Source organism: Flagellimonas marina (genome assembly GCF_042651185.1).
Taxonomy (GTDB): domain Bacteria; phylum Bacteroidota; class Bacteroidia; order Flavobacteriales; family Flavobacteriaceae; genus Flagellimonas; species Flagellimonas marina.
The window spans coordinates 218,188-231,787 of the sequence record NZ_JBHSCL010000009.1 but is presented as its reverse complement, the minus strand read 5'-3'; the positions used below and the strand labels follow the sequence as shown (position 1 = coordinate 231,787).

Genomic DNA, 13,600 nt, shown 5'->3' with positions numbered 1-13,600 from the left:
TATTTTTCCAAGAATGAAGAAAAGTATTTCCAACGGCCAGTATGGCATTTTAAGGTGCAATAGGGATATGATAACCCTATTCAACGTGGAAATAGTGAGAATTTCCTCCAATAAAATGCTAACAACCTTGAAACATTGCATAGGGCTTATTCTATTTCTCGTCCTATCCAATTCCAACGCCCAAGATTTTATAACCACTTGGAAAACGGATAATCCTGGTGTAACCGAAAGCAATCAGATTTTGATTCCTACCTTTTCTACTGAAGTCTATGATTACACCATTGATTGGGGTGATGGAAATTCAGATTTAGGAGTTACAGGTGATATTACGCATACGTATGCAATACCAGGAACCTATCAAATAGCAATCTCTGGAGTATTTCCTGGTATTTCACTCGCAAACTCAGGAGGTACAGATCGTGAAAAACTCTTGGAGGTCAATCAGTGGGGTAATATTCAATGGCGCTCTTTCCAAGGGGCGTTCAATGGTGCTGTCAACATGCAAATTGTGGCCGAAGATGTTCCGGACCTATCCCAAGTGTCAACTTTTAGATATGCCTTTGTTGGATGCACAAACCTTATTGGAAACGAGAGCATGAATCTTTGGGATATGTCAACAGCAGTAAACCTAAATTCTATGTTTTATGGCGCTTCATCATTTAATACTTATATAGGAGATTGGAATTTGTCTAATGTTGAAGACCTCAATGACATGTTCAGATATGCTACTTCCTTTAATCAAGATATCGGAAATTGGCGTTTTCCTAAAGTAACGGAATTGGCATTCATGTTTGATGGTGCAACCAATTTCAATGGCGATATAAGTGGTTGGGATGTAAGTAACATTGAGGGTATGGCTTATACTTTCCAATATGCAGAGGCCTTTAATCAGGACATTTCGAGTTGGGACATGGGCAACGTGATAAATGCCGAGTATATGTTCAATAATGCCAAGGCTTTTAATCAAGATATATCTACTTGGGATGTTTCAAATGTAAGATCAATGACAGGAATGTTCAACAATGCCTTGTCTTTTGATCAAAACCTTGGAGGGTGGGATGTTCAAAATGTAATTACAATGTCCAGAATGTTTAATGAAGTTGAGCTCTCAACAGAGAACTATGATGACATATTGAACGGTTGGGCTTCATTGCCAAATTTGCAAGCTAGCGTTGTACTTGATGCTGGTTTCAGTCAATATTGTGATGAGGAATCTTCAAAACAGACGTTAGTCAACAATTTTGGATGGCAAATTGAGGATAATGGAGCATCATGTCTCTCCTCTTTGACCGTCAGGGAAATTTACTTGGTGGATGCTGTTCAAGATGAAAAATTGTACACGTTAAGGGATGATGCTCAGATAAATAGGCAATCGTTGCCCAACCAACTTATCAATTTCGAAATCATAACATCAGACGATGTTGGAAGTGTTGAGATTGAACTTAGCGACACCCAGAGTTTTTCCGCGGTTTCAAATGGAGATCCATTTACACTATTTGGAGTTGATGGTACGGATTATTTAGGAAATTCCTTGCTTTCTGGAAGCTATACCATAGTCGTTACACCATACAGTGGTACTGATTTGACAGGAATTTCCGGAGAGCCATATATGCTCAATTTTAAGATTTTGGATGGTGTGGCCAAGCCCTTTATCACTACATGGAGGATAGATAGTCCCACTAATCTTACAATAAGAACAATCCCAGGAGAGCATTATTATTACGATATAAAGTGGTCAGACGGTTATACTAGTTTGGGAGTGAGCGGTAATTTGACCCACTTTTATGATGAACCCGGTACTTATGAGGTCATAATAAGTGGAAGGTTCCCTGGCATCGTTCTTGAAGGGGACAATCTTGCTGCAAGCCTTATTTCAATAGACCAATGGGGGGATGTTGATTGGAAATCCATGGAGGGAGCATTTTCAGGTTGTGGGAACATGGATATTCTTGCCGCGGATATTCCGGACCTCTCCAATGTTGAAAGCATGGCCAGAATGTTTCAAAATTGCATATCATTGATTGGCAACAATACAATTAGTACTTGGGATACAAGTCAAATCAGTGATATGTCAAACATGTTCAAGGGTGCTGCGGTATTTAATCAAAATATAGCAGATTGGGATGTGTTCAATGTTTCCAGTATGGTTGGTATGTTTGAAGGAGCAACCGTGCTGGACCAAGATTTAGGGAACTGGAACATTTCACAAGTAACGGATATGGGCAATATGTTTAACCAGAGTTCATTGTCCAATACAAATTATGAATCCATGCTGATATCATGGAGTCAACTGCCCTCTTTGCAAAGTGGAGTCCGTCTTGGCGCACAGCAAAACAATTATTGTGCAGCCGCCTCTGCTCGTCAAGATTTGATAGCTGATAAAGGGTGGATAATACATGATGGTGGCTTGGAATTGAATTGTGCCGTTGATGGACAAATGCCTTTTTTGACAACATGGAAAACCGATAACCGAGGAGCTTCCAACAACAATCAAATAACCATTTACACGGACACCAGGTTTGATGGTTTCAATTATACTGTGGATTGGGGAGATGGGTCAGTAGATACTAATGTTCAAGGAGATATTATCCATACATATCCTGAACCAGGGATTTATCGTGTGGCTATTTATGGAGATTTTCTAGGAATGTATATAAATAATGGGGGCAATGCTAGACTTAGAGACGATGATAAACTTCTCTCCATAGATCAATGGGGAGATATTGAATGGGAACTTTTGCATTTGGCATTTGCAGGATGTGATAACATGGATATGAAAGCAACTGATATTCCAGATTTTACAAATGGCCCTAATCTGTTTGGTATGTTCTCGGATTGTAAAGCATTTATTGGAAATGAATCCATAAATTCTTGGGATTTGTCAGCAGTTGATAATACGGCCTATATGTTTCGTGGAACAGAATCATTTAACCTGCCCTTGGATAATTGGAATACGGGAAATGTATTGTATATGTACAATATGTTCCAAGATGCATCAGCCTTCAATCAGGATTTGGGCTCGTGGAATGTCTCCAATGTGATACATATGACCGAAATGTTCGATGGTTCTGGACTTTCGGATGACAATTATAATGAAATTTTAATGGGTTGGGCCAGCTTGCCTTCCCTACAACAGGGAGTACAATTGGATGCGCCACAGAATAAATTCTGTGAGGCCGCACTATCAAGATACGAGCTCCTTAAAAATTATGATTGGATAATAAATGATCAGGGAAGATCTGAAGGGTGTACTGTATATCACACACAAGAAGTTTTTGTGACCAAATGGCAAACCAACAATGTGGGCATTTCTGAAGACAACCAGATTTTATTACCACTTTTTGGAGGGCCATATAATGTAGATTGGGGCGATGGCAGTATAGAAACAGATTTATTTGGCAGTACAACACATACCTATGCAACACCTGGGACCTATACCGTATCAGTTTTTGGGAATCCATATAGTGTAGCTTTTAACAGCAGTGGAGGGAGTACAATAACCAATGACGCCCAAAAATTGTTGGAGATAAATCAATGGGGGATAATAAATTGGTCTTCAATGAATTCAGCATTCGCAGGTTGCGTCAATATGGATGTAGTGGCAACTGATGCTCCAGATTTATCAAACGTAAGCAGCATGTTCTCCATGTTCTATGGCTGCGAATCTTTAAAGGGCAACGATTCGTTCAATACATGGGATATTGGTAATGTTCAAAATCTTCTACAAACTTTTTCAAGATGTAAACAATTTAATGCCGACATCTCCAACTGGAATACGGGTAATGTAACCTCAATGGGTAACCTTTTTGAGGATTGTGAACTATTCAACAGGGATATTTCGGGTTGGGACGTTTCTAATGTGGAAAATATGAATGCGATGTTCTATCGTGCTGCTTCTTTTAATCAAAACATTGGTAGATGGGATGTTTCCAGTGTAACTAACATGGAGTCAATGTTTGAATTTTCGAACTTTAATATGGACATATCCAATTGGGATGTTTCCAACGTTGGGGACATGGGATACATGTTTAATCTGACTACTGAATTCAACCAAGATATAAGTTCGTGGAATGTTTCCAAGGTACAAAATATGGATTTTATGTTTTCTGGTTCTCAAAAATTCAATCAAGATATCTCCAACTGGGATGTTTCAGGGGTAATTACAATGAGAGGGATGTTCAATCGGGCTGAGGCCTTTAATCAAGACATTTCCAAATGGAATGTTTCAAACGTACTGACTATGTATAATATGTTCTTTGGAAATAATGTATTTGACCAAAATATTGGGAGTTGGAATATCTCCAATGTTGTTGATATGACCGGAATGTTTGCAAATACAGCGCTGTCGTTAAAGAACTATGATAATACTTTGCGAGGATGGGCCAGTTTACCTAATCTGCGAACAAATGTTATTTTTAATGCGGGCAGCAGCACGTATTGCGAGTCTGCCGAGGCACGCCAATTTATTATTGATACATATGGATGGACAATCTTAGACGCGGGTGAAGATTCTTTGTGCACCGCTGACATGGATGGTGATGGAATTTTTGATTATAGAGATGGTTGCCTTGATACTTCACCCGGAGCCTTGGTGAACTCCGAAGGCTGTGATTTGATACCCAATGATGCAATAAAGGTGCAAGTATTATCAACGAGCTGTGTTGGAAGAAGCGATGGGGCCATTGAAATAGTCATGGCAACTCCCGGGTATTTGCTTGACATCTCGATTGTAGGAGATGGATTCGCAAATCAATTTAATGATGTTCCTTCTGGAACCGATTTTTCAATCAAAAATTTAGCCAATGGGAATTATACAATTACTGTTCTCATTCCTGAAATTCTTTTTGAACGGACCTATGGGACAACTATTAACGAGTTGGATGCTATTAGTGGTAAAAGAACGCTATTGGATTCCAAATCGGGAACAGTTTCATACGCTGTTGCAGGAAGTAAAACATATGAGGTTTTGGTAAATGGGAAGGAAATGACCTTTTCCTTTGATGATACCAGTGAAAGAATAATATCACTTGAAAAGTTAGAAGGTCAAACAGAAATTACAATTTCAGGTCAGAGCGATTGCCAAGGTGTCATTCTAGACAACTTATATATGGGCCACTTAATACAAGTTTTCCCAACCATTACTTCAACAAATGTGAACTTCATTTCCGAGGATGCTAATCTCAAGGTTAAGGTTTTTGGACTTGACGGGAAATTGGTTAGGGAATTGGATTTTGATGAAAGGGAAAAAAGTATGGACATCTCTTCATTCAATTCTGGAATATACATTGTACAAATGGAGAATGGAGATAAAATGGAAACTGTAAAAATTATCAAACGATGAAATATGTTAAGCACATAATTGAATTATACATCATTTCTTTTGTGGTTGGTGTGTTTTTTGCCTGCAGTGGTGGAGAAGGTGGCGAACAGCCACCTAAAGAAGAGCTAAATCCTCCCGAAAAGGCAATTGGTGTCTTGCCTGCAAATGGGGAACCTTGCTCAGACTATGAAGAAATAGCGGAAAATGATACTCAAGTCTTGATTTCCTTTAGCTGGAATTCTGCTCGGTTTGCCCAAAGTTATGAGGTCATTATTTTGGAAGGCAGTAACGAAATTGTGAGAAAAAGCGTAGGAGGCTTACATACAGAAATAGAATTGGATAGAGGGAAAACCTATACTTGGCAAATTGTATCAATTAACGATGATGGTTCCTCAACAAGCAACACATATTCATTTACTTCACCAGGCATTCCTCAAAGAAATTTTGCACCATACGCTGCAACTATTACGGTAGAATTTGATACTATAAATTCTGAAATGTTAATTTCTTGGGTGGGTAGTGATGAAGATGGGGATGCTTTGAGTTATGAAGCCCTCATATACCAGTCTAACGAATTAATATATGAATTCAATGATTTATCAGACACCTTTTTACCCCCAATATCTTATATTCCCAGTAGGGAATATTCCATTGAGGTAACATCTAAAGATAGTTTTGGTAATTTCTCCATTTCAGAAGTTACTGTTTCAACTTTTAGTGGTTTTTAAGACAAATTAGTTTAAAGCATACGCATGCCAGTTGAAACTTAGGCTGAAGAAAAGATAAGTTTTACTGATTAAAGTTCGCAAATACTCTTGATAATTTGATTTTTTGCAGAGCCCTTAACCTGATTCAAATACTTGAATATTCGAAACTGAATAAGATGTTGGAGCAACTAATAGAATTACTTAAGGATTTTTTCTTGAAGATTCGAAATATAGGTACGTCATAGCAGCAATTTTTGTTATTGTTTTGGTCATTGCAATAGTCATTATAAAGTATAAATAAACGATGCAGAGAAAAGAAATCATAGATATAAATCAACTTTTGGAACTGATAGAATTTATTCTTTCAGATTCTAAAACTGAACTCTATGAATCATACTCTGAAATGGAAAAGGAAATAGTTCGGGTTAACACTTTATCTGAGTTTAAGAACTATTTAGACAATGGTATTTCGAACGGAAAAGTACACTTCGGATTTGGAATTTACAATCCAGAGCATAAAGGCAAGTTTTTCGTTTCCAAAATACCACTAAACCCCAAATATTGTAACGGTATGACTTTTCGTTATAGGATAGATGGCTTGGCAATAATTTTTATTCAACTTGATTTAAAAAATGGCGAAAACCAAGTTGAATGTAATATATCAGTGAACTCAAAAAAGAGAGCTGAAAATTGGAAAAACACTAATCCTGAATTTGGAAATCCAGAATTATGGGAATGGAAGTTGGTAGAAAGTAATGCTCGAAAGATAATTAACAGATTAAAGAAGACAACCACTACCATTAATTAAAGTTCAAATAAACCATTCGGCTATTACATCGATAATTATCTTATTTCAGATTTTAGTAACGTATATTAGGGTGAATTTGCCATTAACCACATGAATAAACTAACATTATTTCTGTCAGCATTTGTAATAATTACTAATGTTGAAGCTCAAAAATTTGATATAAAAGATTTTAATGAAAAAGCAAAAATTGCTGAATGGCTTGTCAATTATGACTTAGCAGCTTGGTGGTCGACAGATTCACTTTTAACTAAGAATCAATCCAAAATTGAAAAACTTGGGAAAGAATGGTTCTGCTTTCAAGATTCAACTAATACTTGGCATTCAGTATATGGTAAATACGAAGATGGGTTTTATGACCAAGTATTTCATTTTGTAATCAAGTCCAGTTCTGATGTGAAGGAGTCGACAGAAATTCTTGATCAACCCTTTTTGAGCAACCATGCTGAAGCGTTAAATATTGCACTTAAAGAGTCAAAAGAAGTCAGGGATTCTTCGGGTCTTCGGTACAACAATTACATTCGACAAAATGAACGAGGAAACTTTGATGTGTACATATTACCAGCGTTTCAACCTGATGGGACTGCGGTATATGGGGGTGAGTTTATTTATGAGATAACTCCTGAAAATATTATTGTTAAAGATAAAAGTTACTATCAAGGTCAATTTCGTGGGTTTAAAACTAATCCTCCCAGAGAAATTTGGTTGAATTATCGGGAACTTGAAAAACCGAGCTTAGGAAGTGTGTTTTTTGCTTGGTATTATAAACCATATTTCACCAAAATCTTTATTGATAATAAGGAAACTTCAACAACGCCGTTTCAAGATGGTGATATCTGGACATGGATTCATGTTGAAAAGGATTTAAATAAAGATTAACTGGAATGACATGTTCTTTTTAAATACAAATTCGAAGTTCAAATAAACGATGATGGAAACAAAATCAATCGAACAATTGGAAAAGGACATTTGGGAAAAGCCGTCTGAATTCCAGACAGACTTGGTTGAGAAGTGTTTTCAATATCGGAAAATAAACATTGGAGAATTAAACAATGAACAATTAAGACTTTTGATTTCTCAAAACATTGGTCTTGATTACCTCCTAGGAATTGCCCTTGAAAAACTCGAACAGGACGTTTGTGCCGAAGGAGATTTTTATAAGGGAGACTTGTTGGACTCAGTTTCAAAAGTATCGACAGAATTTTGGTCAAAAAAACCAATCGAATATCAAACACTTAAGCAATTAATAAAATTGAATTCGGAAAAAATAAAATCCGAATTGGGAGAAAAGCACTTTGAAAGAATCAAGGAGAGAATTCAATATTTAGTAGAATAAGGTAATTTAAGCTAACAAAGTTCAAACAAACGATCAGAATGTATAAAAAAATTATTCCCCTTTTGTTTTTACTCTTTTACTTAGCCATTGGCCATTCTCAATCTCAAAAAATCAAAATCAAATCGGAAAATTTGGAGGAAGTCAATTATCTAAAAATGGACGATTTTTATTTGACTCATTATTTATACATCGATTTGTTTTTGAGAGAGAATTTATTTCCTCAGGCAACTCCTGAAGATGTTTCAGCAGTACTGAAAGCAATAAAAAAATATGTTTCGGAAGAAAACGGTTTGACTATTGAGATCGAAAAACCCGGGGAAAGGAATTACTTAATCAGGATTGCCATTCTAAAGAATAATGATGGAACCGAACTACTGACTGCTTTAACAAATTGGAGTGTAAAGAAAAAGGAATTTGAAAAGGAGATTAAAATTGAAAATGATTCTTACGCAAGGTGGTATTTTCTAAATGGCGACAAAATGACCTATAGAAAGGACATGTCTAACAAGAATGACTATTCTAAAATGGAAAGAATTGACCTTGCTAATGCTTATCTCTTTGACGAACTACCAGATAACGATTCCGAGATTTCAGAGACTATCGCAATTAAACTTCTATCAGCCCCTTTGAACGTTTCGGATAGAATCATGGCCAACTTAATTTTATTGAAATACCAAATTTTCATGAGAGAAAAGGACGAGGTATTAAAACAAACAACATACATATCAGAGCTCTTCCAAAAGAACAAAGCCGAAACAAACCTCAGTGGTTTGCGAGTGGCTTTTGAAGCAACGAAATTTCAAATTGAATTAATGAAATAAATACTCTGTATAATAATGGCACTAATTCATTGTGGTTTTGTGCCATACCAAAATAAAAGTTCAGATAAACGATTGCCATACCAATGATTAAATAAACCTAAATGACACGATAACAAAATAGAAATGAACCAGAGTACTTTAAAATATCTAAACTTCCTCATTTTAATTTTTGCATTTCAAGGATATTGTCAGAACCAAGCCAATGACTACGAAACAGATTATATTAAGGATTTGAATGGGATTAGGCTTAACTGTAAGGTTGTCAAAATAAAAAACGGCAGACTTACTTATCGCTTATATAAGAAGTCCCAACCCTTTAAGCTTAATTTGATGAATCTAACTGACTTGTATATTTCAAACAACAATTTTATTGATAGCCCAATCGGAACGGAAATTAAAGAACCTAAAGATGGATTTTCCCACATTTATATTTACTGTGCTATGCTTCCAACAGCTCAAATATTCTATAACGGTGAAAAGTTGATAAAAATAAAAAAAGGAACTTACTTCCTTCATAAAGTGCGGGCAAATGAACAACACACTTATTATACAAAACTAAATCTTGATGAGGAAAAATTGTGGATAACCCCAGAATCCGGAGAAGTGATTTTTATACATCCAGTATATAATGAAGATGTTATAGGAATGGAAATGGGAAATACGATGATGGTAAGAAATGGCATTAAACTAAAAATGGATAAAAGTAAAATATCCAAGTATGCTGTTTTGTCCATGGGGAAAAAGCTTTGACCTGTTTTATTTATAATAAAAGTTTAAATAAACGATAAATGCAAATCAAGCTTTTCATACTATTTCTTCTTCTTGTTTCAATAGGATGCAATAATGATAAGATGACTCATCGAGATATTGTTACTCAATATTACAATGCTTTGAATTCAGGAAACCACAATGAAATTCAAGCTTCAATAAATGATATTGTCACGTTTATTTCTGGTGATTATGTGACATCTTATAATCGTGATGAGTTTTATGAATTTTTCAAATGGGATTCTGTATTTAAACCATCATATAGAATATTAGAATTAGAAGTAAAGAACAATGAAGTCATTGCGTCTGTTGCACAAGAGAATGCCCGTAATGAATATTTAAGGAACAATCCTTTAGTTTATAAGGTCAAAGTGTACTTTGAATCAGGAAAAATTTCAAAGGTGGAAGATTTGGATTACATGGATGTCAATTGGGAAACTTGGAGCCATAAAAGAGATACACTGGTTAGTTGGATAAGGAATAATCATCCTAATCTGGATGGCTTTGTAAATGATATAACAATGGAAGGAGCAATCGATTATTTGAAAGCCATTGAATTATTCAGCTCCAGTCAAGAAAATTAATAGTAAAGTTCGGAAATGATTGGAATGAAAATGATTTTAATTCTATCATTATTTATTACAGTTGTTTTTATTTCATGTAAAAGCAAAAAGGTGGAATCAAATCCCAATCTAACCCAAGTGGAAAATGTTGCTAAATACGTTAGTGGTATTATCTCAAAAATAGATTCCATTTAAAAATATTATTTCGTTTTCATTGAAAATGACCAAGAGTTTTATAAAATAATCTCGAATAAACATCAGGTAATACCGCAAAATGGAAAAAAGGTAGAAGTTGGAGAGCATTATCAAGTTAAAATACAGCAATTAACGGACAGAAAGGCACCTGGTCCTAATGATCGATTTGTTCCCGTAAACTATTTAGACATAAGCAGGTGCATAGATTATGATGGAACTGAAATTTGCACAGAGTCTTCTTATGAATTAGCAAAATCCGATAATTTAAATGGCCTGTATCTTTTTAAATAAAAAGTTCAAATAAACGATTTATTACAAATGGGAAATGACCGATAGATATTTGAGAAAAAAACCAATAGAGCTGTTCTGGCTTTGTTGGTTGGGCATCCCATATTTGATTTGGTTGTTCTCAATCGGAATGGAATTAAATAAGAAACTTCCAAAATACCATGAACTCAACAAGGGATTGTTTATCACCCTCGCAGGATATTGCTCATTCTATTATATTTTCGGAATTACTGTGTTGTTTTCGGGGAAAGGATTTGAAACATTAATGCCATTTCATATAGCTGCCATGGTTTCAATGTTTTTAATGATGATATTGGCTTCTTCTACGATAATTCGGTTTGAGAAGGAATTACACCTTAAACAATCAAACGGGCTGGGTCTATTTTTTGGCATTTGGTATTTCATTTTTGGCATTTTGGATATTCAACCCAAACTAAATAAATATATTAAAATAGTAGACCAAAGTGACTAAAGTTCAAATAATTGATTACATACATCGACTTTATTCTAATTTGGGAGAATATAAATGCATTTTAAAACTATATGGATAGATTGACCACAAACAAAGTACCATGAAAAGAAAAATTACCTTTTCTGTCTTCTTCCTAATAGTCACTTTTATCCAAACTCAAGTAAAAAAAGAAATTTTGGGCATTTGGATAAAAACTAAGATTGGAAATGTTGGAAAGGAATTGACCCCAGATGTGCAACAGAGAAACAAAAAGTTTTTTAGATATACATTCGAAAGGAACAATCAATTATTCATTTCCTTAAGCCCCAATGAAAAAGGGAATTTGATTAAATATCGGATTGAGCGAGACATCATAAATCTAGGTTTCAATAAATTCAAAATAGAGAAATTAAATAACGAGCAATTAGTTCTTATTGAATTTGAGAACAATAAGATAACCCCAAACTCAGTAAGGATTTCTTTTTTAAAAGAACAATCTTACTTGAACCAGTTGGCTTTAAAAGAAGAGGATATTCTTATAAGAGGAGGGGATGAACTTTTTTTTGAAACCGACAAGGTGTATCCAAAATTTAATAATGTCAAATATGCCAATGTAAATGAGTTCATTCAACCATTTGTAGAGAATTTATCGGATAACGAAAATACTTTTGCATATGCCACTTTTCTTGTCGATACCAAAGGAAAAGTAAGTGATGTTCAAATCCACCACCATATTAATGAAACATATGATAAAGGACTTAGAAAGGCAATCATGAAAACAAGTGGGATGTGGACTCCCCCGTTTTTGAACGGAAAAAAAGTGAGTGTGGTTAAAGAAATTACTTTTAATTACATTGAATTTCCAAATTTTGAGAGAAATGGTGATAACTTGACTATTAAACCTTACAATACTTTCAAGGAGTCCTATAAAAATCAATTCAAGAATGCGACTCAATTATATTTAAGAGGAAACTATGATGAGGCATTGAAATTGCTTCTAGATATTGAATTTTCTGATAGTCTCAATGTAGACAATTTGAAAAGGAAGATTTATGAAAGATTGGAGGATACAACAAATTATCGGTTGACAACTCAAAAGCTAAAAAAATCAAGGCTCTCTTATTTAATCGGGCTAAAGCAATGACCAACAGGAGCTATTAAAGTTCAAATAAACGATGATCGCTAAGATTATTTATTAACTACAATAATGAAAAATATAACCCTAATTGTTCTTCTAACAGTAAGTATGGGCTGCGGGTCCAAAAGAACAGTTGTTGAACCCAGCGCAAATGCATATTATCCCGTAGGAAATTATGATGCTAAGTTTAAATATGTTGATACTGATGCCTATGTAATCCATAAGGACATAACAAAGCAAATTGAATGGAATCAAATTGCCTATAGTGTTCGCGAAATCCAATATTCTTGGGGCAAAAAAGTAGAGATGTTTTATAGATTGGAAGATGGAAATGTTTTGTACTACGATGTTGCATCCAATACTGAGAGTATGATAATGCCCAAGGATCCCAAGGTTGGTTTTAAATGGGTAAGCACTGACAAAGCCTGGGAATATGAAATTGTTCAACTAGATGGAGAATTGGAAACACCCCAAAGGAAATACTCAAACTTATTGGTTATGAAGGCAAGTCAAGTTACAGGAAGAGATTTAAATAAATTAAGTGAATACCACAATTATTATCAAAAAGGTATAGGAAAAGTGGCTAGCATGGGAGATGGTATGTTGATGACGTTTAGATTATACCAATAATTCAGTAAAATGATTAAGCTAAAGTTCAAATAAGCGATGATGTGGAAACAAAATAGATTCTGGCTCGTAATAGCTCTTCTGACTTTTTTGACTTTGTATTTTCTTACTGTTGGATTTGGAAACAGTGGGCTCATGGAGACAACTAGAATTTTTATACTTGGTAATTTTATAAACGCTCCAAACTTTTATTTCTTTTTCACTTATCTACCTCTTGTGTTTTTCACCGTATTTCTCATCAAGGCAATTTCGGATAGACTTAAAAATCGTATTACGAATAAGATTTTAATAATTTTCAATTCATTTTTTATCCTTCAGATAACTTATTTGACGCTTAAAATCAATTGGATAAATGAAGCAAACTCCTTGGATGAAAATACAATCAAACTATGGCAAAACATTCTGCATTTATCCTTACCAATACAAATTTTTTTAATATGCGTATTGGTAATTGTAAGTTGGAAAGGTGAGAAGCGAAGTAAAACTTTAAAAACAATCAAAGAGTAATAAGTTCAAATAAGCGATAGGCTTTCATTTATAAAACAATCATTTACAGCTGTTTGTTTATCTTTGTAATGACG

At 34.8% G+C, this 13,600-nt stretch carries 10 protein-coding genes; all 10 read left to right on the top strand.

The window, feature by feature from the left end:
- Nucleotides 1-13: 13 nt before the first annotated feature.
- Nucleotides 14-5,341 carry a BspA family leucine-rich repeat surface protein gene (locus ACFOWS_RS14880; protein ID WP_379766145.1) on the top strand — a complete coding sequence of 1,776 codons (5,328 nt, stop codon included), beginning with the start codon at nucleotides 14-16 and terminating at the stop codon, nucleotides 5,339-5,341.
- Nucleotides 5,338-6,048, top strand: a complete 711-nt coding sequence (locus tag ACFOWS_RS14875; protein ID WP_379766143.1) for a hypothetical protein — start codon at nucleotides 5,338-5,340, stop codon at nucleotides 6,046-6,048. The genes ACFOWS_RS14880 and ACFOWS_RS14875 overlap by 4 nt, the downstream gene beginning before the upstream one ends.
- Nucleotides 6,049-6,331: 283 nt before the next feature.
- Complete coding sequence (locus ACFOWS_RS14870) at nucleotides 6,332-6,835, top strand: hypothetical protein (protein WP_379766140.1); 504 nt, start codon at nucleotides 6,332-6,334, stop codon at nucleotides 6,833-6,835.
- Nucleotides 6,836-6,925: 90 nt separating this feature from the next.
- Nucleotides 6,926-7,711, top strand: coding sequence for a hypothetical protein (locus tag ACFOWS_RS14865; protein WP_379766137.1), 786 nt, complete (start codon nucleotides 6,926-6,928; stop codon nucleotides 7,709-7,711).
- Between the two features lie 52 nt (nucleotides 7,712-7,763).
- Complete coding sequence (locus ACFOWS_RS14860; protein ID WP_379766134.1) at nucleotides 7,764-8,168, top strand: contact-dependent growth inhibition system immunity protein; 405 nt, start codon at nucleotides 7,764-7,766, stop codon at nucleotides 8,166-8,168.
- A 38-nt stretch (nucleotides 8,169-8,206) separates the two neighbouring features.
- A complete protein-coding gene (locus ACFOWS_RS14855; protein WP_379766131.1) occupies nucleotides 8,207-8,989 on the top strand; it encodes a hypothetical protein in 783 nt (260 codons plus the stop codon).
- A 123-nt stretch (nucleotides 8,990-9,112) separates the two neighbouring features.
- Nucleotides 9,113-9,739 carry a hypothetical protein gene (locus tag ACFOWS_RS14850; RefSeq protein WP_379766128.1) on the top strand — a complete coding sequence of 209 codons (627 nt, stop codon included), beginning with the start codon at nucleotides 9,113-9,115 and terminating at the stop codon, nucleotides 9,737-9,739.
- 38 nt (nucleotides 9,740-9,777) lie between these two features.
- Nucleotides 9,778-10,341 (top strand): hypothetical protein, encoded by a 564-nt coding sequence (locus ACFOWS_RS14845; RefSeq protein ID WP_379766125.1) that lies wholly within the window; start codon nucleotides 9,778-9,780, stop codon nucleotides 10,339-10,341.
- A 1,034-nt stretch (nucleotides 10,342-11,375) separates the two neighbouring features.
- The gene (locus ACFOWS_RS14840) at nucleotides 11,376-12,398 is read left to right on the top strand and encodes a hypothetical protein (RefSeq protein WP_379766122.1); all 1,023 of its coding nucleotides are present in this window, start codon (nucleotides 11,376-11,378) and stop codon (nucleotides 12,396-12,398) included.
- 63 nt (nucleotides 12,399-12,461) lie between these two features.
- Nucleotides 12,462-13,022, top strand: coding sequence for a hypothetical protein (locus ACFOWS_RS14835; RefSeq protein ID WP_379766119.1), 561 nt, complete (start codon nucleotides 12,462-12,464; stop codon nucleotides 13,020-13,022).
- Nucleotides 13,023-13,600 lie beyond the last annotated feature (578 nt).

Coding starts and splice junctions, on each gene's coding strand:
- ACFOWS_RS14870 (WP_379766140.1), top strand. CDS start 6,332: ATGCAGAGAAAAGAAATCATAGATATAAATCAACTTTTGGAACTGATA.
- ACFOWS_RS14850 (WP_379766128.1), top strand. CDS start 9,113: ATGAACCAGAGTACTTTAAAATATCTAAACTTCCTCATTTTAATTTTT.
- ACFOWS_RS14840 (WP_379766122.1), top strand. CDS start 11,376: ATGAAAAGAAAAATTACCTTTTCTGTCTTCTTCCTAATAGTCACTTTT.
- ACFOWS_RS14860 (WP_379766134.1), top strand. CDS start 7,764: ATGGAAACAAAATCAATCGAACAATTGGAAAAGGACATTTGGGAAAAG.
- ACFOWS_RS14845 (WP_379766125.1), top strand. CDS start 9,778: ATGCAAATCAAGCTTTTCATACTATTTCTTCTTCTTGTTTCAATAGGA.
- ACFOWS_RS14880 (WP_379766145.1), top strand. CDS start 14: ATGAAGAAAAGTATTTCCAACGGCCAGTATGGCATTTTAAGGTGCAAT.
- ACFOWS_RS14875 (WP_379766143.1), top strand. CDS start 5,338: ATGAAATATGTTAAGCACATAATTGAATTATACATCATTTCTTTTGTG.
- ACFOWS_RS14835 (WP_379766119.1), top strand. CDS start 12,462: ATGAAAAATATAACCCTAATTGTTCTTCTAACAGTAAGTATGGGCTGC.
- ACFOWS_RS14855 (WP_379766131.1), top strand. CDS start 8,207: ATGTATAAAAAAATTATTCCCCTTTTGTTTTTACTCTTTTACTTAGCC.
- ACFOWS_RS14865 (WP_379766137.1), top strand. CDS start 6,926: ATGAATAAACTAACATTATTTCTGTCAGCATTTGTAATAATTACTAAT.